Below are 23,734 nucleotides of genomic sequence, written 5' to 3' on the forward strand. Positions count from 1 at the left end.
GGTCAGAGGAGCCCGAAGGCGAGGCACCACAGGAGCGCCGTCAGCGACATGCCGTCGCCGACGCGCCCCGCCGCCACCTCGCCGCGCAGTCGCGACACCGGGACCCACTCGATGCGCTCGGACTCGGCCGGGTCGGTCGGGTCGCCGACGTGGTCCGCGCCGCGGGCGAGGAAGAGGTCGAAGCGCTTGTCGGCCATGCCGTTGGCCGGGAAGTAGTCGACGAGGTGCTCGACCGTGCCGGCCTCGCCGCCGACCGCCCAGCCTGTCTCCTCGAGCACCTCGCGACCCGCCGCCTCGAGCGAGGACTCGCCCTCGTCCACACCGCCGGCCGGGATCTCCCAGCCCCACGTGTCGGTGATGAACCGGTGGCGCCACAGGAGCAGCACGCTCGGGGTGCCGTCGACCTCGTCGAGGACGACGGTGCCCGACGCCGGCCGGTCGGACCGCACGACGTGGTGCTCGAAGCGGTGGGCCGGCTGCGACCCGACGGCGGGGACCTCGACGTCGGCGAGCGCCAGCGTGACCCACTCCGAGGTGTAGATCCGGCGTTCCCCGTGGACCTGCCAGCGCACGTCGGGCGACGCTACAGCAGCAGGTGCGCGGCGAAGCCCAGCAGCATCGCGGCGGCGACCAGGCGGAGGGCCCGGAGCGCGGCGGGCGGCATCGTCGAGCCGACCAGGTGGCCGAGGCCGACGTAGCCGCCGTGCACCAGCAGCGACGCCCCGGCCATGCCGAGGACCCAGCCGATCGTGCCCGCCCCGGCGCCGCCGCCCACCACCAGCCCTGCGTAGACCAGCAGCGACAGCGGGTTGGCGAGCGTCAGCCCCATGAAGCCGCCGACGAGGCGGCGGGCGGGTGTCGACGAGTGGTCCACGACCCCGGGGCCGGGCACGGGCGCCGGCTCGGGTACGGGACGACGGCTCCGCACCGCCTCGCCGACCACGTGGACGGCCAGGCCGACGAGGAGCAGCGCGGCGACCAGCCGGAACCAGGTGGCCACCGATCCCAGCGCGGTGGCCAGGGCGGTGCCGAAGAGCGTGACGACCAGCGCGCAGACCAGGTCGCCCAACGCCACGCCGACCGCGGCGGGCGTGCCGGAGCGGAGGCCCCGCTGCACGCCGACGTCGACCAGCATGAGCGAGATCGGTCCGACGACCGCCATCAGGGGCACGCCGGTGGTGAGGCCCGCTCCGACGTCGTGCGCGAGGGCGACGACGCTCGGCGAGAGCAGCGACGACAGCACGGGGATCACGGGCACCTACCGAGCATGCCGGGGTCGACGACGGGTTTCCGGGGTTCTTCGGTGTCAGATAGCGTGCTACGGCGTGGAACCCACGGTGATCGACGCCATCGACCGGGCGATCCTCGACGCGCTGCGGCGGGACGGGCGGGCGAGCTGGCGGGAGCTCGGCGAGCGGGTCGGCCTCGGCCCCACGGCGACCGCCGACCGCGTGCGCCGGCTGGAGCGGGAGGGCGTGATCCGCGGCTACCACGCGGACGTCGACCTGTCGGTCCTCGGCATCGGCCTCCGTGCGATCACCGAGCTGCAGCTCGGCGCGATCACGGACCACGAGGCGTTCGAGGAGGAGCTGGCCCGCACGCCGGAGGTGCAGGCGGCGATGCACGTGACCGGCGCCCACGACTACGTGCTGCAGCTCGCCTGCCCCGACGTGGCCACGCTCGACCGGCTGCTGACGACGTGGAAGATGGAGGCCGGCGTGAGCGAGAGCTCGACGCGCATCGTCCTGCGCGACGTCGAGCTTGAGTGACGTCGAGCTCGAGTGACGCCGGGCCGGTGACGTCGAGCGCGGCGCGCCGCCCTCACGACGTCAGGTCGAGCTCCTCCTGGGCCTCCATCCACTCCGCCAGCAGCCGGTGGGCGCGCGCCGCGGCCGCCTCGTGGCGGTCGGCCAGGTCCCGCACCAGCGCGTGGTCGTCGTAGATGTCGGGATCGCCGAGCTGCGCCGCCAGCTCGCCGGCCTCCTGCTCGGCCGCCTGGGCCTGCCGTTCGAGCGAGCGCACGCGGGTGCGGAGCGCCTTCGTGGACTGCTCCTTGGCCCGCCGCTCCCCCGCCGTGGCGCGCCGCTGCTCGGCCTTGCTGACGCGGCGGCCGGCGCCCGACGGCGTCGGGGTCGGCGCCGCCTCGGGCGCCGCACGACCCGCGGCCGCCGTCACGCCGCGGGGCGCGAGGACGTCCTCGTCCACCGCCGGGTGGAAGACGACCGTGCCGTCGCGGACCTCGAGCAGGGCGTCGGCCACCGACCGGATCATGTAGCGGTCGTGGGTGACCAGCAGGACGGCGCCCGGGTACGCGACGAGCGCGTCCTCGAGCACGTCGCACGACGGCAGGTCGAGGTGGTTCGTCGGCTCGTCGAGGACGAGCAGATTCACCGGCTCGACCATGATCCGGGCCAGCGCCAGCCGCGTGCGCTCCCCGCCCGAGAGGTCGGCGACCTTGCGGTCCACGGCGTCGCCCTTGAAGCCGAACGCCGCGAGCACGCTGCGGAGGTTCCGGCCGTGCTCGTCGCCGACGGCGCGGCGCAGCTCCTCCAGCACGGTCCGGTCGAAGTCGAGCGACTCCACCTGGTGCTGGGCGAACTCCGCGACGTCGACGTTCGCCCCGAGCTGGACGTGGCCGGCCATGGCCGGCAGGCGTCCGAGCAGGAGCCGGAGCAGCGTCGTCTTGCCGGCCCCGTTCGGCCCGATCAGCGCGAGCTTCTGGCCGCGCTCGAGCACGAGGTCGACGTGCTCCAGCACGGCCACCCCGTCGAAGCCGACGGTCGCGTCCTCGGCCTCGACGACCACGCGCGACGACCGCTGCGGCTTGGGGAAGGAGAAGCGGGCCTGCACCTGCTCGACGGTGGGCGCCTCGAGGCGCTCCAGCTTCTCGAGCGTCTTGAGGCGCGACTGCACCTGGCGGGCCTTCGTCGCCTTGTACCGGAACCGCTCGACGAAGCGCTCGACGTGGGCGATCTGGCGCTGCTGCGCGTCGGCCGCCGCGATGGCGGCCTGGTGGCGCTCCTCGCGCTGGACGACGAACTCGGCGAACCCGCCGACGTACTCCGTCGCCCGACCCTGCGCGACCTCGATCACCCGCTCGGCCACCGCGTCCAGGAAGTCGCGGTCGTGGGACACGAACAGGATGGCGCCCGGCCAGTCCTGCAGGTACTGCTCCAGCCACGCGACCGACTCGACGTCGAGGTGGTTCGTCGGCTCGTCGAGCACGAGCAGGTCGGGCGCGCTCAGCATGAGGCGGGCGAGGGCCACCCGCATGCGCCACCCGCCGGAGAGCTCCTCGACGGGACGGTCGCCGTCGGCCGAGCTGAAGCCGAGGCCGCCGAGCACGCGCCGGGCCTCGGCCTCGACGCCGTAGCCGCCGAGGGTCTCGAACCGGTGCTGGACCTCGCCGTACGCGGCCAGCGCGTGCTCGTGGGCGTCGGCGTCCTCGTCGGCCCCGCCCGGACCCGTGCCGGCCACGTCGGCCGCCAGCCGGGCCATCTGCGCCTCGAGGTCGGTGATGTGGGCGGCGCCCCGCAGCACCTCCTCGATGACCGTGCCCCTCACCTGCTCGGTCAGCTCCTGCGGGAGGTAGCCGATGCGGCTGCCCCTGGCGATGTGGACCTCGCCGCTGTCGGCGCGCTGCAGGCCGACCACGATCTCGAGGATCGTCGTCTTGCCCACGCCGTTGCCCCCGACGAGCGCGACTCGTCGGCCGGGGACGAGCCGGAACGAGACGTCGCTGAAGAGCGTGCGGCCGCCGTGGGCCTTCGAGAGTCCGGAGACCGTGATCATGACGGTCGCCCAACCTAGGCGCGCCCCGGACCGACCGGTTCAGCGCGCCGCTGCGATCACGCCGGAGCGGCGGCGACCTGCTTGGCCCAGCGGTAGTCGGCCTTGCCGGCGGGCGACCGCACGACGGTGTCGACGAGCACCAGCTCGCGGGGCAGCTTGTAGCCCGCCAGGTGGTCCCGGGCGTAGGCCTCGATGTCATCGAGCGTCGGCGTGCGGCCGCCGACCGGCTGGACGACGGCCACGACCTGCTCGCCCCACCGCTCGTGGGGGACCCCGACCACCACGGCGTCGTAGACGTCGGGGTGGCCCTTGAGCACGCCCTCGACCTCCTCGGGGAAGACCTTCTCGCCGCCGGTGTTGATGCTGACCGAGCCGCGACCGAGCAGCACGACCGAGCCGTCCGCCTCCACCCGCGCCATGTCGCCGGAGACCACGTAGCGACGGCCGTCGATCTCGACGAAGGCCTCGGCCGTCTTCTCGGGGGCGTTGTGGTAGCGGAGCGGGATCCAGCCGGTGTGGGCCACGCGGCCGATCTCGTCGGTGCCGGGGACGAGCTCGTTGCCGTCGAGGTCGAGGACCTTGGTGCCGTCGGCGACGTTGTCGTACCGCGTGACGTTGCCGGCCTCCTCGCCGGGCTGCAGGCGCTGGCTGCCCTGGATGCCGGTCTCGGACGAGCCGAACCCGTCGGTGAACACGACGTTCGGCAGCATCTCCTGCACCCGGTGGCGGGCCGTCGCGCTGATCGGCGCCCCGCCGTTGGAGAAGGAGAACAACGAGCTGGCGTCGAACGGGCCGTTGGCGTCCCACTCGTCGCAGAGCGGGCGGGCCATGGCGTCGCCGACGACGGTCATGGCGCTCACCTTCTCGGCCGCGACCGTGCGCCACACGACCGCGGGGTCGAAGCGGCCCTGGTGCAGCACGACCTTCGCCCCGCACAGCAGCCACATGATCGAGACCCACTGCGCCGCGGCGTGCATCATCGGGGCCAACGCGTAGAACGTGAAGTCGAAGTCGATGATCCGCTCGACGGTCTCCTCGGGCGACGACACGGGACCGGTCATGCGCATCGGGTCGCCGCCGCCGATGCATCCGAAGAACGCGTCGCCCATCCGCCACACGACGCCCTTGGGCATGCCGGTCGTGCCCCCGGTGTAGATGACGTAGATGTCGTCGTCGCCGCGCCCGTCGACCTCCGGTCGCTCGGGCGCGGACGCGGCGAGCGCGGCCTCGTAGTCGACGCCACCCGGGACGCCGTCGAGCGAGGCGGTGGTGCCCGGCTCGGCGACGACGAGCGTGTGGCGGAGCGTCGGGACGTCGGCCGCGACCTCGGCGACGTTGGCGGCGAAGCGCTGCTCGCACACCACCGCCACGAGCCCGGCGTCGGCGAACAGGTAGCGGAGCTCGTCGGCCACGTACCGGTAGTTGATGTTGACCGGGACGGCGCGCAGCTTGAACGCCGCGAGCATCGTCTCGAGGTACTCGGTGCCGTTGGTCAGGTAGCACCCGACGAAGTCGCCGGGACCCACGCCGACCGACGCCAGGTGGTGGGCGAGGCGGTTGGCCCGCTCCTCGAGCTGGGCGTAGGTCAGGCGCCGGTCGCCGGCCACGACCGCCTCCCGGTCCCCCACCCGATCGGCGACGGCCTCCCACTGGTCGGCCAGGTTGTACGTGCTCGCTGCCGCCACCTGCGGCTCTGCCCCCGTCATGGGCCGGGACCGTACCGGACGGACCGTCGCGTTGCCGGGGCCGGGTGAGGCCGTTTACCCTCGCCTGCGGAGCGCGGGCGAGCGGGAGCTGGGGCGATGGGCACGACGACGGGACGGTGGACGGGCGGGCCGGCGCGCGGCCGGATCGCCGCCGTCGTGACGACGCTGGTGCTGGCCCTCCTGGCCGCGTCCTGCACCACGAGCCCCTCCGTCGGACCGGGCACGATCACGCTCCGCACGACCCTGGTGGCCACGGGCTTCGAGCTGGCCTGGAGCGGCGAGATCCCCGCCGGCACCACCGCCACCGTGCAGGTGCGGAGCCTCGGACCCGACCACCCGACCGGGTGGGTCAGCCAGCAGGCCGGCACGGCCACGAGCGCCACGTTCACCGACGTCGACGACGGCGACACCTACCAGCTCAAGGTGATCGCCGTGGCCGGGGACGGCACGACCGCTGCGTGGTCCGACATCACCACCGCCACCTTCGTGCGCACCACGCTGCCGGTCGTCCGCATCGAGACCGCCGGCCGGGCCCCCGTCCTGTCGACCGAGGACTACGTCGCCGGGACGCTGTCGCTCGATCCGGGCACCACCGGCTTCCCGGCCGTGACCGGCGCCGCCGAGGTGCGGGTGCGCGGCAACTCGACGGCGCTGCCCGACAAGAAGCCGTACAAGGTCAAGCTCCAGACGAAGGCCTCGCTGCTCGGCATGCCGACCGAGAAGGACTGGGTCCTGCTCGCCAACTGGTTCGACCGCTCGAACCTCCGCACCCACACGGCGTTCGAGCTCGGCCGCAGCACCGGGCTGGCGTGGACGCCCCGCGACCGCTTCGTCGAGGTCGTCGTCAACGGCGACTACCGCGGCGTGTACCTGCTGACCGAGCAGGTCGAGGTGTCGGCCCAGCGCGTCGGCATCACCGAGATGGACGAGGCGGACGTCTCGGGCGAGGCGCTCACCGGCGGCTACCTCCTCGAGGTCGACCAGCGGCTCGAGCAGAACCAGGAGCCCGGCTTCCGCAGCGCCGCCGGCGTGCCGATCGTCGTCAAGGACCCCGACCCCGCCGCCCCCGAGCAGCTGGACCACGTGCGGAGCCTGGTCGCCGACCTGGAGCAGCGCCTGTACTCGCCCGGCTTCGCGGACCGGACCACGGGCTACCGGGCCGTGCTCGACACCCCGTCGCTCGTCGACTGGTACCTGGTCGAGGAGGTCATGCGGAACCAGGAGGCCTGGTTCTCCAGCACCTTCATGACCAAGGACCGCGGCGGCCTCCTCGAGATGGGCCCGCTGTGGGACTTCGACCTGTCGTCCGGCTCGCCGACCTCGGTGGAGCAGGGGACGCAGGGGTGGAAGGCGAGGATCGCCAACCCGTGGTCGGCCCGCCTGTTCGAGGACCCGACGCTCGTCGCCGAGGTCGAGGCACGCTGGGCCCAGATGGAGCCGGCGTTCCGCCAGGTCGCGGCCGGGATCAGCGCGACCGGCGCGGCCCTCGCGCCGGCGACGGCGTCGGACCGGGCCCGCTGGGGCGACTCCACCTCGCCGACCGCGGACAGCCCGGCGTTCCTGCGGTCGTGGCTCGAGCAGCGCATCGACTGGCTCGACGCCCAGTACGGCTGAGTCAGCGCGGGTCGGGCACGGCCAGCACCGCGCCCTGGGGCGTCGTCCGCGGCGCGTTCGTCCACTGCACCACCCCGGCGCCGTCGACGCGGGAGTCGGTGTTCGCGCACCCGCCCTGCGCGTGCGACTGGTAGTTGACGGACAACCGGCCCGGCGCGACCGGGTCGCCCTCGAGGGTGACCGCCGAGGGGTCGGACCACCGCACGCCGACCGACGGGTGGTCGCAGCGGGCGAACACCTCCGACCACATGACCACGCCGACGATCCGGTCCGCCGCCGGGTACAGGTCGCGCACCACCGTGACGGCGCCGTCGGGGCCGGTGACGCTGCCGCGCCACACCGTCCCGGCACCGTCGTCGTGGCGTGCGATCACCAGCCGGTACGGCCGTCCGGGCGACCACGCCATGTCGCGCGTGTTCACGTTCCGCAGCGCGGAGGGAAGGTCGGACCCCGAGCCGTCGAGCTCGCGCCCGGTCGCGTCGTAGCCGCCCCAGTTCACCGCGGTCGAGCCCGGGTGCTGCGGGTGCCACTGCAGGCCGAGGTGGGCGCCGCCCGCCGGGCGGCCGCTCGGGTCGGCGAAGTCGGCCTGCAGGGCCCAGAAGTAGAGCCGGTCGACCTCGGGCGGGGCCACGACCTCGAGGGTGACGGCGACCTGCCGGAGCGGGGCCGCACGGGGCGGCAGCTCCCACCGCAGGTGGAGCGACGAGGCGCCGTTGGCCGACGGCGGATCGCCGGTGGTGCGTGGCCCGGGCAGGGCGCGGCCCGACCCGAGGAGGTCCCAGAAGCGCTGCAGCGAGGGTCGGGGCATCAGTAGAACCTGTTCCAGTTCGACGGTCTAGGTTTCGGGTCCATGGGCATGCCGACCGACATCGAGATCATCGACACCATGATCGGTCTCCCGAGCCACGACCGGCGGGAGATCTACAAGTTCCTCTCCGCGGACCTCCGCGACGAGGAGAGCGGCACGTTCAAGATGCCGGCCCAGTACATGTTCAAGGACATCCCGGCCGAGATCGACGCCGACGCCGACCCGGTCGCGGTGACGCTCTACAACATGGACCGCTTCGGCGTCGCCAAGGCGATGATCAACGTCGGCAACCCGACCCGCGAGGACCCGGCCCGCGCCGCCCGCTCGTTCCCCGACCGGTTCCTGCCCTGCCTCGACGTCGACCCCCGCAACGGCATGGAGGAGATCCGCCGGATCAAGCGCTACCACGAGGAGTTCGGGCTGGTGGCGGTCACCACCTTCCCGGCGGGGTGCCGCACGGCGATCAACGCCGCCCCCTACTACCCCGTCTACGCGACGTGCGTGGAGCTCGGTCTGCCGATCTTCATCACCGCAGGGGTGCCCGGCCCGCGGGTGCCGCTCGAGCCGCAGAAGGTCGAGTACCTCGACGAGGTCTGCTGGTTCTTCCCCGAGCTCACGATCGTGATGCGCCACGGCGCCGAGCCCTGGGAGGCCCTGGCCGTGAAGCTCATGCTCAAGTGGCCGAACCTGCACTACTCCACCTCGGCGTTCGCCCCGAAGCACTACCCGAAGGCGATCATCGACTACGCCAACACCCGTGGTGCCGACAAGATCATCTACGCCGGCTACTTCCCCGCGGGCCTGACCTACGAGCGGATCATGTCGGAGCTGCCGAACGTGCCGTTCAAGGACGAGGTCTGGCCGAAGTTCCTTCGGGAGAACGCCGTGCGGGTGCTCGGCCTGGGCTGAGCGCGACGCGATCACCCCCGCCGTCAACGGGGACCGGTCCCCGGTGACGCGGATCAGAGGCGTCCGTACCGTCGAGCCCGTGACGGCGATCGGCGCGGACCCGGAGGCGCTCGACGACGTGGCCCGGGCGCTGGTCGGGGCCGGCGACGAGCTGGCCCGCGTGGCGGTCCGCGTCGACGCCGCCCTCGGCCGCACGCCGTGGGACGGCCCGGACGGCGATCGCTTCCGCCGGACCTGGAGCACGGCGCACCGGCGGCGCCTCCACGACCAGGCGGAGCGCTGCCGCGACCTGGCCGGCCAGGTGGCCCGGCACGCGGCCGAGCAGCGCCGGGCCACCACCTCGACCGGCGCGCCCACGGCTGCGACGCGCCTGCCCGGGCTCGCGCAGAGCGGCCGCGTCGTGCGCGGCGCGATCGAGGGCTCGTTCGGGCCGTGGTCGGCGTCGATCGAGGGCGCCCTGCGCATCGACGACCTCGGGGCGCTGCGGCAGGTCACCTACGAGGACACCCTGGGGGCCGGGATCGGTGCCACCGCCGGATCCGGCGTCCGGGGCGAGGCCGGGGGCCACGGGGCCTCGGCCGGGACGACCGGCACCGCCGGCGCCGCGGTCGAGAGCACGATCCGGCGGAGCTGGACGGTGCGGGCCGACGAGGTCGCGCCGCTCCTCGCCGCCCTCGCGCTGCAGGACTCCGTCGACGGGACCGGCGGTCCGATCGGCCGCGCCAGCGGACAGGTGGCCCGTGCCATCGGCGCGCTCACGGGCGGGCACGTCGCGCCGCCCTCGCTCGCGGCGCCCCGGCGCACGGAGGACCTGCTCGCGGTCGAGCTCGGGGCGGCGGGGTGGGCCGCCCTCGGCGCCGGCGGCCCGTCGACGTCCCGCTCCGCCTCGGGCGAGGTGAGCGGCCGGCTGGCCGTCGGCGTCGCGCAGGAGGGCCGGGACAGCTGGCTCGTGCTCGAGGCCGACGGCTCGGTGGCCGCAGGCATCGGATCGCTCCTGCCAGCGGACGGCGACGGCGGGCTCGGCGGCGCGACGGGTTCGTTGCGCATCGAGGTGCCCGTCCAGGGCCGCGACGGCCGGCCGCTCGTCATCACGGCGATCACCGCCGGCGGGTCCGATGGCGAGCAGCAGGTCCTGCGCCTCGCGGTCGACCCCGAGGTGGCGTCGGACGCGGTCGACTCGGGGCGGCGGGCCCTCGAGGCGCTGGGCCGCGGTGACGTCGACGACGCCGTCGAGTCGCTCGCCGGCGTGCGCTGGGATCCCGGCGCGGTGGCCGTCGAGGCGTCCACGATCCGGGCCGAGCCGTCGACGGCCGGGTTCGACGCGACGATCGGTCCGGCGTCGGTGGGCGTCGAGGGCTCCGACGAGGAGTGGACCCGCCGACCCTGAGCCGTCGAGCGGCCCGGGGCGGGCTCAACCCAGGAGGACCTCGGTGGCGTCCTCGAGCTTGGCGATGACCTGGGCGGGCTCCTGCACGCCGGAGATCCAGCTCACGAGCGCGGCGAGCCACACGTCGGAGAGCAGGTCGATGGCGAGCACGTCACCGTCCTCGGCATCCTCGGAGGTCGTGGCCCCGAGCGCGTCGGAGATGATCCGGCGCATCACCTTGCGGACCCCGGCCACCACGGGCGCCACGTCGGGGTTGCCGGCGACCAGCGCCCGGATCATGGCGACGGTGACGTCGGGCTGGCGGTTCAGCGCTCGGTTGGCCCGGCGCAGCACGTCGATCACGCGCTCGACGGGGTCGTCGCCCTCGGGCGGCCGGATGGCCAGCCGGTCGGCGAGCTGCTGGACCTCGTCGAGCATGACCGAGACCAGCAGGTGCTCCTTGGACGGGAAGTAGCGGTACAGCGTGCCGAGGGCCACCCCGGCCCGCATGGCGACCTCGCGCATCTGGACGCCGTCCCACCCGCCCTGCAGCGCGAGCTCCTCGGTCGCCTGCAGCATGCGCGTGCGTCGAGCCTGCTGCGACTCGGTGAGCGTCGCGTTCGCTGTGACCACTGCTGCTCCCTCTCGCGGCTGGGGTGGACGCAGCGACCATGTTCCCAGATTTCTGGAACATGTTCTCGTTTTCGCTCCCGCTGGCCGGGACCCGGCGTCGGGTGGCCTACTCGGCCGGCCAGGCCACGACCGGGCCGGCCACATCGAGGAGCGCCTCGGGCACCTCGAGCTCGACCGGGACGGGGACCGCCCCGGCCGGTCCGCGGCCGTCGAGGAGCGACTCGAGGAGCGCGACGTGGGCGGCGGCGTCGGCCAGGTCGCCCTCGCCGCCCCAGACCTGGACGGCGACGCGGTGGCCGAGCACCGCGGCGAGGTCGAGCACCGCCCCGGTGGCCTCGGCCGCCGCCCCGACGGGATCGGTCACGGCCAGGCACGGCCGCCCGTCGAGCGCGGCGACGAGCGCGGCCGCGGCGGCGAAGCCGGGCTCTGCGGTCGCGGGCACGCATACCGCACCCGGGAACGACGACGGCGTCGCCCGGGCGACCCAGAACCCGGCCGGTCCGGGGTCGGCGGCGACCACGCCGCGGTCGGGCAGCGCGCCCGAGAGGTGCAGGGCGGCGCGGGCGGCGGTGAGCGGCGCGCCCTCGGCCTCCCAGAGCGGGCGCAGGAACGGGGCCAGCGCGGCGCGGACCGACGGCCGCCCGGTCGGCTCGGGGCCCTGGGGCGGCCAGTCCTTCAGCAGGACGCCGAGCTGTCGCGGCGGCACATCCTGCACGACGAGGTCGGCGACCCGGGCCGGCGGCACCTCGGCCGGGTCGAGCCCGGTCGTGATCACGAGGTCGGCGTCGTCGAGCCCGCCCAGTGCGAGGTCGTCGGCCTGGAGGCCGCCGACGCCGGCGTGGAACGGGCTGTCCCAGCGCTCGAGGCCGATCGCCCCGAAGGTCGACAGGACCGGCGCGCCCGCAGCGCGGGTGAGGTTGCGCAGGCCGGTGTGCGAGTAGGTGCGCACCACCCCGGGGCCGGCCAGCACCAGGATGCGCAGGCCGGCGAGTGACGGATCGAGCAGCAGGACCGGCACCCGCTCGGCACCGGTCTCGGGGAGCGGGACGTCGTCGATCGGCTCGTTCAGGTCGAGGTCGAGGTGTAGCGCGCTGGTGCCGGGGACCGCGAGCCCGGGCGGATCTGCGAGCGCCTCGACGAGCTCCTCGACGGAGCCGACCGTCTGGAGGGGGGCCGTCCCGCCGGGCGCCGAGCTGAGGTGCAGGATCGGGCCGGCCAGCGTCGCCGCGCCCAGGCGACCGGAGCCGTCGTCGTGCCCGAGCCGCCCATCGGCGTCGGCCAGGAGGACGGCGACGTCGGGATCCTCCACTGGCACGTGGTCGAGGCCCCGGACGGCCAGCCCGTAGGTGCGGCGTACGCCGAGCTGCCGGAGGCGTGCGGCGAGGAGGTCCTCGACCGTGCGCGGACCGTCCTCGGGACCGGTGGGGGCGCTCACGCCGTCGGGCACCTCGGAGGCCATGGCGCCATGCTGGCACGGGCCGACGACGGCCCGAGCCGCCGGGGCGGCGGCGTCCGGGGCAGGATCTCGTCCGAACCTGTCCATCGGGGCCTGCGCCGTTCGTCTCCTCCGTGCCGACCACGAGGGGCGGCGACCACCGACGGTGGACGATCCGGGAGGACCCAGATGAAGTACATGCTGCTGATCACGCTCGACGAGGACGAGGTGGTGGCGCCCGAGGAGCAGGAGCGCCGCACGAACGGCTTCCTCGAGCTGACCCAGGACCTGGTGCAGAGCGGGAAGATGGTGGCCGGCGAGCAGCTGCACCCGGTCTCGACCGCCACCACCGTGCGGGTGCAGGGCGGCGAGGTCGTCATCGCCGACGGCCCGTTCGCCGAGACCAAGGAGCAGATCGCCGGGTTCTACGAGGTCGAGTGCGCGGACCTCGACGAGGCGACCGCCATCGCCGCCCGCATCCCGGCGGCCGCGTACGGGACCGTCGAGGTCCGACCCGTCGTCGAGTGGTGAGCGGGGCGCCCGATGACCGGGGCGCCAGCGGTGACGTGGAGGGCTCGGTCTCGGCGGCGTTCCGCCGGGACTGGGCGCTCCTCGTCGCCCACCTCATCTCGTTCACCGGTGACTGGGACCTCGCCGAGGAGTGCGTGCAGGAGGCCTTCGCCGCCGCCGTCACCCGTTGGGAGCGCGACGGCGTGCCGACCAACCCGACCGCCTGGCTCCGCACGACGGCGCGGCACCGGGCGATCGACCGCATCCGCCGCGCCGCGGTCGGGCGCTCGAAGATCGAGCGCCTCGGGACCGAAGCCGCACGGGCCGGGGCCGACGGCGTCGAGGCCGGAGCCGGCGTGAGCGGATCCGAGGGACCGCTGGCCGATGACCGGCTGAGCCTCGTCGTGACGTGCTGCCACCCCGCGCTCGCCGTCGACGCCCAGGTCGCGCTCACGCTGAGGGAGGTCGCCGGGCTCACGACGGCCGAGATCGCCCGGGCGTTCATGGTCCCCACCGAGACCATGGCCAAGCGGCTGGTCCGCGCCAAGTCCAAGATCCGGGCCGCGGGGATCCCGTTCCGCGTGCCCCCGGCCGAGGAGCTCGACACCCGCGTCGCGGCGGTGATCGGCGTCGTCCACGGCGTCTTCAACGAGGGGTACAGCGCGTCGGCCGGCGAGCAGCAGGTGCGCGGCGAGCTGTGCGACGAGGCGATCCGCCTGGCCGGCCTGCTCGCGGAGCTGCTGCCCGAGGATCCCGAGGTGCTGGCCGTGCAGGCGCTGCTCGTGCTCCACGACGCCCGGCGTGCCGCCCGCTTCGACGATGCCGGCGAGCTGGTGACCCTCGAGGACCAGGACCGCACGCGCTGGGACCACGACCGGATCGATGACGGCGTGCGCATCCTCGATCGTTCCATGGCGCTCGGACGGGGCGGCCCGTACCAGCTCCAGGCCGCCATCGCCGCGTGCCACGCCACCGCCGTGACCGCGGAGGCGACCGACTGGGTGCAGATCTCGGCGCTGTACGGGGCGCTGGCCCGTGTCGCGCCGTCGCCGGTCGTGGACCTGAACCGTGCCGTCGCCCGGTCGATGGCGGACGGGCCGGCGGTCGGGCTCGCCGCCGTCGAGGACCTCGCCGGCGACGGACGGCTCGACGGCTACTACCTGCTGCACGCCACCCGGGCCGACCTCCTCCGGCGCCTGGACCGGTTCGACGAGGCCGCGGCGGCCTACGAGCGGGCGCTCGCGCTGGCCCCGACGGCTCCTGAGCAGCGGTTCCTGCAGCGGCGGCTCCGGGAGGTGGCGGGTCAGCCGTGATCGGCCTCGTGCGCGACCGGCGACTCCCGTCGCCCGACGGCGCGCCATCCTTTCGCCATGGGCTACAACCCGATGACCGACGAGCAGATCCGAGCGCTCCTCCTCGCAGAACCGGCGCGACCGGCCGTGCTGGCGACCCGGCGACCGGATGGTCGACCTCACGCCGCGCCGATCTGGTACGACCTCGACGGCGGCGGTGAGGTCGGCGGCCGCGGTGCCGGGGACGGCATCGGCGAGATCGTCTTCAACACCGGCGAGCGGACGGTCAAGGGCCGCAACCTGGCGGCGGACCCGCGCCTGAGTCTGGTGGTCCAGGACGACCGGGCGCCGTACGCGTTCGTGGCGATCGACGGCGAGGCCACCCTCGTCGACGACCTGGACCAGGTCCGGCTCTGGGCCGGTCGCATCGGCGGCCGCTACATGGGCGCCGATCGGGCCGAGGAGTACGGCGACCGCAACGGCGTGCCCGGTGAGCTGCTCGTCCGCGTGCGCATCCTCCACACGGTCGCGATGGTCGACGTCGCCGACTGACCGTCCCGAGCCCTGTCGCTGTCCGAGGGACGTGCCGGGCGCGGCGGTGCGCCGGCACGAGTCGAGTGCCGGTCGTGTGCGATCGGGGTGTCGTCCCGGGGGTCCCGCGCGTCAGGCGGGCGCGGGTGGTCGTGCGTGTTGGGTGTGGAGCACGGTCCCGGTGGGGGTCGTGATGGTGAAGAACCCCTCGCCGACGCCGGGTGCGGTGTTGGCCTTCATCGACCATCCCCGGCGGTGGATCACGCCGTGGTGGCGGCGACAGAGCAGGGCGAGGTTGCAGATGTCGGTCGGGCCGCCCTCGGCGTGGTGGATGACGTGGTGGGCGTCGCACCAGTTCGTCCTCGTGTCGCATCCCGGGAAGGTGCAGCGGCCGTCACGGCGCTCGAGGTTCCGGCGCTGCTCGCGGCTCGCGTGACGTTCGCCTGACCGGCAGGCGATGGGGTGCCCGCCGGCGCCTCTGATGACCCAGGTGATGTCGGGGTCGCAGGTGAGCAGCTCCCACTCGTGGGAGGCGTACCGCAACGGCGCCCCGGTCACATCGGTCGCCCGGGCCGACCAGTCCACCGGTGCGCCCTTGCCGGGGAGGAGGGTGCCGTCGGCGAAGAGGTCGGCGACGGTGTCGAGGTCGGCGTCGACGACGATGGCGACCTCGGCGGTCGGGGTGAGGCGGCCGCTGCCGCGGTGCGCGGCGCCGTGCTGGACCAGGTTCATCACCGCCTGGGCCAGGAGCTCCGAACGGGGAGGGACGGGCAGGTCGACCGAGCCGTCGTCCTCGGCCACGTGCATGCGCCACAGCCGGTCGGCCTCCGCTTCGACGCGCGCTGCGAACGCCATCGCCTCGGACCCGTAGAGGTCGAGGGTGGCGGTGACGCGGTCGGCGGACTGCTCCAGGCGGGCGTGGTTCCGAGGCATGGGCGGTTCGGCCCCGTCCTGGTCGGCCAACCGGGCGACCTGCTCCGCGTCGCGGGCGAACTGCACGAACGTGCACTGCCGGCGGCACAGGTCGATCAGCGCGTCCTGGGCACCCTCGAGCGCGTGACGGTTCCGGTCGTTGACGTGCCGGCACACCTCCCGCACCCGATCCACGGACACCTCACCCCGAGCCAGCGCAGCGGCCACCTTCGGCTGGTGGTCCCGCAACGTGGTCGACGTCGCCAGGTCGGCCTTCACCCGCTTGGGGTTCGCGCCGTGCCGCCACCCCGCCTCGTTCGCGGTCACGTGCCCCAGACGCCGATCGCACAACCGGCGGGCGTCCAACTCGGCCAGCATCCGGAACCGCGCTGCGTGGAACAACCGATCCACCACTTCCAACCCGTCGAACAACCCCAGCACCGCCGCGTCGTCGAGCGCCCTCAGGTCGATGTCGACCACGGCCCGCAACGCCGCCACCACCGCCGCAGCCTGCGCCGGCACCACGAACACCGGGTCCCCGAACCGCACCCGTGCGGCATCCCCGCGGCCGATGTCGTCGTGATCGTCGACCGGGCCGGCGTCACCGGGCCCGGCGTTCCCTTCCCCAGTGGAACCCATGCCGACAACGTAACGACGGGGTGTGACAGCCCCTTTCACGGCACCTCGAGAACCCCTCACTCCCACCCGCTCGCTCGCTCCGTGCCCACGGCGTCCCGGCACGCGGGTCCGGCCGAGCGCGATGGCTTCAGTCGGCGTCGGCGAGCGCGTCGAGCGCCCGCTCGACCGACCCGACGAGGTCGGGCTCGAGGTCGGCGAACGAGTCGACCGCCGACAGCACGCGCCGCCAACCGTCCTGCGGATCGCCCCAGCCGAGCCGCCGGCACACGCCGGCCTTCCAGTCCTCCCCGCGCGGCACCTGGGGCCACGCAGCGATCCCGAGCGACACCGGCCGCACGCACTCCCAGACGTCGACGTAGCGGTGGCCGACGACCAGCACGTGCGGCCCCTCCACCTGCTCGGCGATCCGCGTCTCCTTCGACCCGGGCACGAGGTGGTCGACGAGCACGGCCAGCCGGCGCTGCGGCCCGGGCTCGAACTCGCGCACCCGCTCGACCAGGTCGTCGATGCCGCCCATCGGCTCGACCACGATGCCGAGCTCGCGCAGGTCGTCGCCCCACACCCGTTCGAGCAGGCGCGCGTCGTGGCTGCCCTCGACCCAGATCCGCGACGCCTTCGCGACCTTGGCCGGGGCGTGGTCGGCGACGAGCGCGCCGGCGGCGGTCCGGCGCAGCCCGGCGGCGGCGCCGGTCGGGGCGGCGGGCCGGACGAGGGTCACGGTCTCGCCGTCGACGGCGAAGGCGCCCGGCCGGTTGCGGAAGCGGTGCTCGCGCCCGCCGGGGTCGCGGAGCTCGACGATCTCGCCGGTGAACTTGTTGACCTTGCCGCGGAGGCCGGTCGGCCGGTGGAGGACCTGGAGCCCGACCGTCGCCCCGACGCGGGGGTAGGCGTCGGCGAGGCCGCGCCCGGAGGACTCGGCCTCGTCCAGGATGTCGCGCTGCACGGCGGCGACCGTACCGTCAGCCGACGCCGGCGGGACGGAACTGGACGCTGATGCGCGGCCCGACCGGCCGGGCAGTCTTGAGCACCGCGTGCTCCCACGTCCGCTGGCAGCTGCCGCCCATGACCAGCAGGTCGCCGTGGCCGACCGTGTAGCCCCGCTGCCGCCCGCCGCCTCGGGGTCGGAGGCTGAGCCGCCGGGGCGACCCGAACGACACGATCGCGACCATCGTGTCGGTCGTCGAGCCCCGGCCGAGGCGATCGCCGTGCCACGCGACGCTGTCGTCGCCGTCTCGGTAGAGGCACATGCCGGCGCTCGTGAACGGCTCGCCGAGCTCGCCGGCGTAATGCCGGCTCAGGGCTTCGCGCGCCTCCACCAGCACCGCGTCGGGGAGGGCCTCGCCCGTGCGGTAGAAGCGGACGAGGCGCGGCACGTCGAGGACGCGGTCGTACATGCGGCGGCGCTCGGCCTGCCACGGGACGTCGTCGGCCAGGCGGAGGAAGAGCTCGTCGGAGCCCTGGATCCAGTCCGGCCGGAGGTCGATCCAGGCGCCCGATCCGAGCTCCGTCCGCTGCACGCGGTCGCCCAGCTCACCGACCCGCACCCCGGTCGCACCGGGCGCGGCGCCGTCGGTGCCGGTCGGGACCTGGTCGAGCAGCGAGGCCTGGAAACGCCTGCACGTCCGTGAAGATACCACGGCCGTCGAACAGACGTTCGACGGCCGTGGGGTGGATCTCGGTTCGCCGACCCTGTCCGTCGGGGGCCGGTGTCAGGGCGCCGGTGTCGAGGGAGGCGCACCCGAGCCCGCGGGCCCAGCGCGCCGCTCAGTAGCGCAGGCCCGGCGCCCGGGTGAAGAAGACGTCGGTGGCGAGCTGCTGGCCGAGCTTGGTGGCGTCCCAGCGGTTGCCCTTGTTGTTGATCGTCGGGCCGTCGGCCCAGCCCTTCATCAGGATGATGTTCTCGGCGACCGCCCGGATGATCTGGCCGGTGACGTGGTCGGCCTCGTCCGAGGCGAGCCAGGCGACGAGCGGCGACGACACCGCCGGGTCCATCCGGTTCCACTCGTCGTCGGGGATCTCGTCGGCCTCGATGACCGCCGGGGCGTTGGGCATCGTGCCCGTGATGCGGGTGGCGGCGGCCGGGCCCACGGCGTTCACGGTGACGCCGATCTTGTAGAGCTCGAGGCTGAGCGTCTGGGTCAGGCTGGCGATCGCGGCCTTGGCCGGGGCGTAGTTCGACTGGCCGAAGTTGCCGGTCAGGCCGGCGCCCGAGACCGTGTTGATGATGCGGCCGTCGACCCGCTCGCCGGTCTCCTTGTTCTGCGCACGCCAGTGCAGCGCCGCGTGCTTGCAGGGGATCCAGGTGCCGCGCAGGTGGACCTTGAGCACCGCGTCGAAGTCCTCGACCGACATGTTGAAGATCGAGCCGTCGCGGACGATGCCGGCGTTGTTGACGAGGATGTCGAGCCGCCCGAACTGGTCGACGGCCTGGGCGATCATCTCGCCGGCCTGGTCGTAGTCGGAGACGTCGGCGTAGTTCGGCGCCGCCGTGCCACCCCGGCCCTCGATGATCTTGACGGTGAGGTCCGCGTCGCGGCCGGTGCCCTCGCCGGTGACCGAGCCGCCCAGGTCGTTCACGATGACCGTGGCGCCGTGCTTGGCCAGCTCCATCGCGTGGCCGCGGCCGATGCCGTGACCTGCGCCGGTGACGATCGCGACCTTGCCGTCCAGCATGCCCATGGTGGGTGACTCCCCCTGGTAGAGATCCTGCGGCCCGTTCCTGACGGGTCGTCAGATGTTAGGGGGAGCCACCCTCGGGCACCCAAACCGGTCGGTCAGGGCTCGACCTCGACGCCCTGTGCCTCGGTCTCGCCCGTCTGCGTCTCGTCGCCGCCGGTGGCGAACTTCCAGACGATGGCGCCGAGCGCCCCGCCGATCACCGGGGCCACGATGAAGAGCCAGAGCTGCGAGAGGGCCGTGCCGCGCTCGAACAGCGCCGGGCCGAGGGACCGGGCCGGGTTCACGCTGGTGTTGGTGATCGGGATGCTGATGAGGTGGATCAGCGCCAGCATCAGGCCGATGCCGAGGGCGGCCTGGGCCTTCGACGCCGCCTTCGTGGTGACGCCGAGGATCACGACGAGGAAGAGCGCGGTGAGCACGACCTCGGCGATGAACGCCGCCGGGAGGTCGTAGAAGATCCGACCGTTCTCCTGCCCGTAGGCGTTCGAGGCGAACGACCCCTGGGTGATCTCGAACGATCCGGGGCGGCCCGCCTGGATGGCCCAGAGCACGGCCACCGCCGCGATCGCCGCGATGCACTGCGTGACGATGTAGACGGGCGCCTCGCGCCACGAGAAGCGCTTGGCCGTGGCGAGGCCGATGGTGACGGCCGGGTTGAAGTGGCCGCCCGACACGTGGCCGAGCCCGTAGGCCCCGCACACGACGGTGAGGCCGAACGCCAGGCTCACGCCCAGGAAGCCGATGCCGTTGTTGACGACGCCGGCGGCGGGCAGCGCCACGTCGCCCACGCCGAGCACGTCCTTGGTGGTGCCGAGCGCGGCCGCGGCGAAGATCGCCGAGCCGCAGCCGCCGAACACCAGGAGGAAGGTGCCGAGGAACTCGGCCCCCACCTTCTTGCCGATGTGGTCGTCCACTGGTCCTCCTGTCCGCCGACCACCGTCGCCGGCAGCGGCACGTCTGGCACGACCCAGCGACCGCGACGGTAGCTGTGCACCTGCCGCGCCGGCCGGATGTTCCGCCGTCGGGTCAGGACGGGGGCCTGGGTAGCGTCCACGTGGTGAGCGAACCGGGGACCGGGACCGCGAGTGCGGAGGTGACCGCGGACGTCGTGGCGCCCCGGCCCCGTCTCGTCTCCCTCGACGTCACTCGGGGCCTCGCTGTCGCGGCGATGCTCGCCGTCAACAACGAGGGCATCAACCCCGGCCACCCGGGCTGGCTCCGGCACCCCGAGTGGAACGGCTTCTCGGTGGCCGACGTGGTGTTCCCGCTGTTCCTCTTCTGCATCGGCGTGTCGAGCGCGCTGTCGTCGAAGCAGATGCCCTCCCCCGGGGGCCCGACGTTCGGGCAGGCGTTCGGGGCGATGGCCAAGCGCTGCGCGATCCTCTTCGGGCTCGGCGTCGGCCTCTCGGCGCTGAAGCAGCACCAGCTGGTGCTCGCCGGCGTGCTCCAGCACATCGCGATCACGTCGCTGCTCGCGTGGTTCGTGCTGCTCCTCCCCCGCCGTGCCCAGTACGCGGTGGGCCTGGCCCTGCTCGTCGCCGGCGCCGCGATCGGGCTCGCGTGGGGGTTCCGGGACGGCCACACCGTCGACCAGGCGATCGACCGGTTCCTCTACGACCGGGAGACCGCCGAGGGCCTCCCGGTCGCGGCCGTCTCGGTGTTCAACGTGCTCGCGGGCGCGTGGGTGGGCCGGTGGTTCGTGACCGGCGACCGCCGTCAGATCGTCCGGCACCTCGCGACGTGGACGGTCGTCCCGCTCGCGGTCGGCCTCGTGCTCGCACCCTGGATCCCGGTGAACAAGCGGCTGTGGACGCCGACCTACGCGCTGGTGGGCGCCGCTGCGGCCGCCGGCATCTCGCTGGCCGTCTACTGGCTGGTCGACCTTCGCGGCGTCCGGCGGCCGGTGCACTGGTTGCAGGAGCTCGGGGCCAACCCGCTGGCCGTCTACGTGGCCTCCAGCGCGCTGGCCTCGGTCGTGCCCGACCGCGCTCGCATCGACGTCGTCGAGTGGATGGCGGGGGTGCTGCCCATCGCCGTGGCCTCGGTGGCCTGGTCGGCGGTCTGGATCGTGCTGGCGTGGGTGATCGCGGACCAGCTCTGGCGGCGCCACGTCCTCATCAAGCTGTAGAGCCGGTTGCTTCGTCGCCGGGGCGGCTCAGACCGGACGGGCCAGGAACTGGACCTGGACGGTGCCGCCGTAGTTCCACTGCCGACCGACCTCGACGAAGCCCATCCGGGCGTGGAAGGCCAGCGAGTCGGGGTTCGGCGGCTCGAGGTTCACCTCGCACGTCAGCTCGGCGGCGCCGACCTCGGCCGACCGCTCCAGTGCGGCGTCGTAGAGCAGCCGGCCCACGCCGGCGCCCTGCGCGTCGGGCGACACGGCGATGCGGTCGACGTAGCGGAAGGGGCCGGGGGCCGTGCCCGAGGCCAGGCGCTCCTCGAACCAGCGGTAGTTCGGCGAGTCGTAGGCGGCGCCGGGCGCCATCACGACGACGAACCCGTCGAGCGCCACGCCGGCGCCGGTCGGGCGCTCGACGACGAGCGCCAGATCGGCCTGCTCGACCAGCGACACCATCCGGTCGCGAGACACGGCCCCGACGTGGGGGACCCAGTGCTCGTTGAGGGCCAGCACGGCGTCGACCGTTCCTGCGTCCTCGGCGCGAAGCGGTCGGACCGTCCGTTCGGGGTCGGGGGCGTCGGCGGTCACGGGCGTCAGCCTCGCACGGCCTGCACGGCGGTCACGATCGCGAGGAGGACGAAGATGCCCGCGGCGATCCGCCGGACGGTCGCGAGCGGCAGCCACCGGAGCAGCTGCTGCCCGGCGGTCACGCCGATCCCGGCCACCGCCCAGAGCGCCAGCAGTGCGCCGACGCCGACCGCGAGCGCCTGACCGGACCGGGCCGCGAGCCCGGCGGTGGTCAGCTGGGTCAGGTCGCCGAGCTCCGCCACGAGGATCAGCCCGAAGCTGCGCGCTGCGATCCCGCCGAAGCCATGGGCGTCGCCGACGTCCTCGTCCTCCTCGGGGTCCTCGTCCGCCGACCGCCACAGCAGCACGGCGCCGACGGCGAACAGGACGGCGACGACGGCGTCGACCGGCCGCTGCGGGAGGTTCGACAGCAGCTTCCCGAAGGCGGCGGCGATCGTGACGTGGACGGCGAAGGCGGCGGCGACGCCCGTCCACACGGCGAGCGGTGACCGGAAGCGCGTCGTCAGGACGAGCGTGGCGAACATCGTCTTGTCGGGCAGCTCGGCCACGAACACGGCGAGGAACGCGGTGGCCGCGGCGGCGAGCGCCCCGGTTGAGGCGGCGAGGACCAGGGTCAGCCCTTGTACTCGTCGCGCAGCACGTGCTTGAGGACCTTGCCCGCCGGGTTGCGGGGGATGACCTGCACGATCTCGAGCTGCTCGGGCAGCTTCTGCGCCATCAGCCCCTGCGCCCGCAGGTGGTCGACCACCTCGTCGAGCGTGATGTCCTCGGCGCCGGGCGCCGTCTGGACGACCGCGCAGACCCGCTCGCCGGAGTCGGGGTCGGGCAGCCCGATCACCGCGACGTCGCCCACCTTGTCGTGGGTGTGGAGGAGGTCCTCGACCTCCTTCGCCGACACGTTCTCGCCCTTGCGGATGATCACGTCCTTGACGCGGCCGGTGACGACGAGGTTGCCCCGGTCGTCGAGGTGGCCGAGGTCGCCGGTGCGGAAGAAGCCGTCCTCGTCGAACGCCTCGACGTCGAGCGCCGGGTCGAGGTAGCCGAGCATCAGCTGGGGCGCCCTGGCCCGGATCTCGCCCTCCTCGCCGGGCAGCGCCTCACGACCGTCGAGGGTCACGAACCGGAGCTCGACGCCCGGCATCGGCTTGCCCTCGCTGGTGGCGAGCTCCTCGTCGGTGTCGGCCACGTCCGCCATGGTCAGGAGCGGTGCCTCGGTGAGCCCGTAGCCGGCCAGGATCGGGGCGTCGAACACCGCCCGGACCTCGCCGACGAGCGACGCCGGCTTGGGGGCCCCGCCCCCCGGGAAGGCGCGGACGTGCGGGAAGACCGGCTGGAGGTGCTTGCGCTGGTAGGCGAGGTACGCCTGGTGGAACACCGTGCCGGAGCCGGCCAGGGTCACGCCCTCGCGCGACAGGACCTCGGACGTGCCGTCGGGGTCGAACGACTCGACGAGGATCAGCGAGCTGCCGAACATGAGGCTCCGGAAGAGCCACGTGATGCCGCCGATGTGGGAGAAGGGGAACACGAGGGCGGCGCGGTCGGACTCGATCAGGGCGAGCCGCTCCCCCATCCCCTTCGCCGCGGTGGCGATCGTGGCGTCGGTGTGCTGGGCGCCCTTCGGGTCCGCGGTGGTGCCCGACGTGTAGAAGATCCAGCGCGCCGGCTGGTCCCCCGGGTCGAGCGGCTCGGGCAGCGCCGGCAGCTGCGTCGGGTCCCCCTGCGGCAGCGCCTTGTCGGTCACGAGCACGCGCATCTCCCGGCCGTGCCGCTCCGCGATCCCGGTCGCCATCGACTCGTGGTCGAAGCCGCGCCACCGCGACGGGACGACGAGCAGCCGCGAGTCGGCCTGGTCGGTGACGAAGCCCACCTCCCGCTCGCGGTAGATCGGCAGCAGCGGGTTCTGCACCACGCCGAGCCGGCTGAGCGCGGCGACGAGGACCAGCGACTCGATCCAGGTCGGCAGCTGCCACGACACGACGTCGCCCTCGCCGAGCCCCGAGGCCCGGAGCCCGGCGGCGGCGCGCTCGGCCTCGGACCAGAACTCGGCGAAGGTCAGGGTGCGCATGTCCTCGTCGACGGCCATCAGCGCGTCGGGAGTCGCGTCGACCCGTCTCTCCATCAGCTCCCAGAGCGTCCGGCCCTGCAACATGTCGTCACCTACTCGTCCGGCGTGCGGCCGCCTCCGAGGCGTCCCGGGGGCG

Annotated in this window: 23 protein-coding genes; 8 read left to right on the plus strand and 15 right to left on the minus strand. The window is 73.9% G+C overall.

All coding sequences use genetic code 11. The features are described 5' to 3' along the window. Positions 1 to 2 precede the first annotated feature (2 nt). Both LH044_RS09680 and LH044_RS09685 read right to left on the minus strand, forming a co-directional pair. A complete protein-coding gene (locus LH044_RS09680) occupies positions 3 to 572 on the minus strand; it encodes an NUDIX domain-containing protein (RefSeq protein ID WP_227759825.1) in 570 nt (189 codons plus the stop codon). Between the two features lie 11 nt (positions 573 to 583). After that, positions 584 to 1,258, minus strand: coding sequence for a LysE family transporter (locus LH044_RS09685; protein ID WP_227759826.1), 675 nt, complete (start codon positions 1,256 to 1,258; stop codon positions 584 to 586). Between the two features lie 67 nt (positions 1,259 to 1,325). Between LH044_RS09685 and LH044_RS21905 the strand changes: the two genes are divergently transcribed. Next, on the plus strand, positions 1,326 to 1,769 hold the full coding sequence (locus LH044_RS21905; protein WP_304512052.1) for an Lrp/AsnC family transcriptional regulator: 444 nt from the start codon (positions 1,326 to 1,328) through the stop codon (positions 1,767 to 1,769). 52 nt (positions 1,770 to 1,821) lie between these two features. Here the strand turns inward: LH044_RS21905 and LH044_RS09700 are convergent, their stop codons facing one another. Together LH044_RS09700 and LH044_RS09705 are read right to left on the minus strand one after the other, a co-directional pair. After that, on the minus strand, positions 1,822 to 3,792 hold the full coding sequence (locus LH044_RS09700) for an ABC-F family ATP-binding cassette domain-containing protein (RefSeq protein ID WP_227759827.1): 1,971 nt from the start codon (positions 3,790 to 3,792) through the stop codon (positions 1,822 to 1,824). A 56-nt stretch (positions 3,793 to 3,848) separates the two neighbouring features. Further along, the gene (locus tag LH044_RS09705; RefSeq protein WP_227759828.1) at positions 3,849 to 5,498 is read right to left on the minus strand and encodes an acyl-CoA synthetase; all 1,650 of its coding nucleotides are present in this window, start codon (positions 5,496 to 5,498) and stop codon (positions 3,849 to 3,851) included. 96 nt (positions 5,499 to 5,594) lie between these two features. Between LH044_RS09705 and LH044_RS09710 the strand changes: the two genes are divergently transcribed. Continuing rightward, the gene (locus LH044_RS09710) at positions 5,595 to 7,112 is read left to right on the plus strand and encodes a CotH kinase family protein (RefSeq protein WP_227759829.1); all 1,518 of its coding nucleotides are present in this window, start codon (positions 5,595 to 5,597) and stop codon (positions 7,110 to 7,112) included. 1 nt (position 7,113) lies between these two features. Here LH044_RS09710 and LH044_RS09715 read toward each other — a convergent pair whose 3' ends face one another. Next, positions 7,114 to 7,920, minus strand: coding sequence for a hypothetical protein (locus LH044_RS09715; protein ID WP_227759830.1), 807 nt, complete (start codon positions 7,918 to 7,920; stop codon positions 7,114 to 7,116). A gap of 42 nt (positions 7,921 to 7,962) precedes the next feature. Between LH044_RS09715 and LH044_RS09720 the strand changes: the two genes are divergently transcribed. Both LH044_RS09720 and LH044_RS09725 read left to right on the plus strand, forming a co-directional pair. After that, positions 7,963 to 8,829: an amidohydrolase family protein gene (locus LH044_RS09720; protein WP_227759831.1), complete on the plus strand. Its 867-nt coding sequence runs from the start codon at positions 7,963 to 7,965 to the stop codon at positions 8,827 to 8,829. Positions 8,830 to 8,908: 79 nt separating this feature from the next. Continuing rightward, positions 8,909 to 10,216, plus strand: coding sequence for a hypothetical protein (locus LH044_RS09725; RefSeq protein ID WP_227759832.1), 1,308 nt, complete (start codon positions 8,909 to 8,911; stop codon positions 10,214 to 10,216). 24 nt (positions 10,217 to 10,240) lie between these two features. Here LH044_RS09725 and LH044_RS09730 read toward each other — a convergent pair whose 3' ends face one another. Both LH044_RS09730 and LH044_RS09735 read right to left on the minus strand, forming a co-directional pair. After that, the gene (locus LH044_RS09730; RefSeq protein WP_227759833.1) at positions 10,241 to 10,828 is read right to left on the minus strand and encodes a TetR family transcriptional regulator; all 588 of its coding nucleotides are present in this window, start codon (positions 10,826 to 10,828) and stop codon (positions 10,241 to 10,243) included. 106 nt (positions 10,829 to 10,934) lie between these two features. Further along, positions 10,935 to 12,287, minus strand: a complete 1,353-nt coding sequence (locus LH044_RS09735; RefSeq protein WP_227759834.1) for a hypothetical protein — start codon at positions 12,285 to 12,287, stop codon at positions 10,935 to 10,937. A gap of 165 nt (positions 12,288 to 12,452) precedes the next feature. Here LH044_RS09735 and LH044_RS09740 point away from each other — a divergent pair, with 165 nt between their 5' ends. From LH044_RS09740 to LH044_RS09750, 3 genes are read left to right on the plus strand one after another with little or no spacing between them, the layout of a single operon-like run. Beyond that, complete coding sequence (locus tag LH044_RS09740; protein ID WP_227759835.1) at positions 12,453 to 12,794, plus strand: YciI family protein; 342 nt, start codon at positions 12,453 to 12,455, stop codon at positions 12,792 to 12,794. Next, complete coding sequence (locus LH044_RS09745; protein ID WP_227759836.1) at positions 12,791 to 14,086, plus strand: RNA polymerase sigma factor; 1,296 nt, start codon at positions 12,791 to 12,793, stop codon at positions 14,084 to 14,086. The genes LH044_RS09740 and LH044_RS09745 overlap by 4 nt, the downstream gene beginning before the upstream one ends. Before the next feature lie 57 nt (positions 14,087 to 14,143). After that, a complete protein-coding gene (locus LH044_RS09750; RefSeq protein WP_227759837.1) occupies positions 14,144 to 14,617 on the plus strand; it encodes a PPOX class F420-dependent oxidoreductase in 474 nt (157 codons plus the stop codon). A 111-nt stretch (positions 14,618 to 14,728) separates the two neighbouring features. Here LH044_RS09750 and LH044_RS09755 read toward each other — a convergent pair whose 3' ends face one another. From LH044_RS09755 to LH044_RS09775, 5 genes are all read right to left on the minus strand, one after another. Beyond that, a complete protein-coding gene (locus tag LH044_RS09755) occupies positions 14,729 to 16,147 on the minus strand; it encodes an HNH endonuclease signature motif containing protein (protein ID WP_227759838.1) in 1,419 nt (472 codons plus the stop codon). A 127-nt stretch (positions 16,148 to 16,274) separates the two neighbouring features. Beyond that, positions 16,275 to 17,090: a DUF3097 family protein gene (locus LH044_RS09760; RefSeq protein WP_227759839.1), complete on the minus strand. Its 816-nt coding sequence runs from the start codon at positions 17,088 to 17,090 to the stop codon at positions 16,275 to 16,277. A gap of 16 nt (positions 17,091 to 17,106) precedes the next feature. Continuing rightward, positions 17,107 to 17,784 carry an alpha-ketoglutarate-dependent dioxygenase AlkB gene (locus LH044_RS09765; RefSeq protein ID WP_227759840.1) on the minus strand — a complete coding sequence of 226 codons (678 nt, stop codon included), beginning with the start codon at positions 17,782 to 17,784 and terminating at the stop codon, positions 17,107 to 17,109. A gap of 127 nt (positions 17,785 to 17,911) precedes the next feature. Then, positions 17,912 to 18,826 carry an SDR family NAD(P)-dependent oxidoreductase gene (locus tag LH044_RS09770; RefSeq protein ID WP_227759841.1) on the minus strand — a complete coding sequence of 305 codons (915 nt, stop codon included), beginning with the start codon at positions 18,824 to 18,826 and terminating at the stop codon, positions 17,912 to 17,914. 95 nt (positions 18,827 to 18,921) lie between these two features. Beyond that, complete coding sequence (locus LH044_RS09775; RefSeq protein ID WP_227759842.1) at positions 18,922 to 19,740, minus strand: MIP family channel protein; 819 nt, start codon at positions 19,738 to 19,740, stop codon at positions 18,922 to 18,924. A gap of 143 nt (positions 19,741 to 19,883) precedes the next feature. Here LH044_RS09775 and LH044_RS09780 point away from each other — a divergent pair, with 143 nt between their 5' ends. Next, a complete protein-coding gene (locus tag LH044_RS09780) occupies positions 19,884 to 20,954 on the plus strand; it encodes a heparan-alpha-glucosaminide N-acetyltransferase domain-containing protein (RefSeq protein WP_227759843.1) in 1,071 nt (356 codons plus the stop codon). A 27-nt stretch (positions 20,955 to 20,981) separates the two neighbouring features. Here the strand turns inward: LH044_RS09780 and LH044_RS09785 are convergent, their stop codons facing one another. From LH044_RS09785 to LH044_RS09795, 3 genes are read right to left on the minus strand one after another with little or no spacing between them, the layout of a single operon-like run. Further along, positions 20,982 to 21,533, minus strand: a complete 552-nt coding sequence (locus tag LH044_RS09785; protein WP_227759844.1) for a GNAT family N-acetyltransferase — start codon at positions 21,531 to 21,533, stop codon at positions 20,982 to 20,984. A 5-nt stretch (positions 21,534 to 21,538) separates the two neighbouring features. Then, the gene (locus LH044_RS09790; protein WP_309568864.1) at positions 21,539 to 22,150 is read right to left on the minus strand and encodes a TMEM165/GDT1 family protein; all 612 of its coding nucleotides are present in this window, start codon (positions 22,148 to 22,150) and stop codon (positions 21,539 to 21,541) included. Further along, positions 22,147 to 23,682: a class I adenylate-forming enzyme family protein gene (locus LH044_RS09795; RefSeq protein WP_227759846.1), complete on the minus strand. Its 1,536-nt coding sequence runs from the start codon at positions 23,680 to 23,682 to the stop codon at positions 22,147 to 22,149. The genes LH044_RS09790 and LH044_RS09795 overlap by 4 nt, the downstream gene beginning before the upstream one ends. Positions 23,683 to 23,734: the final 52 nt, after the last annotated feature.

It is taken from the genome of Dermatobacter hominis (assembly GCF_020715685.1).
Lineage (GTDB): Bacteria > Actinomycetota > Acidimicrobiia > Acidimicrobiales > Microtrichaceae > Dermatobacter > Dermatobacter hominis.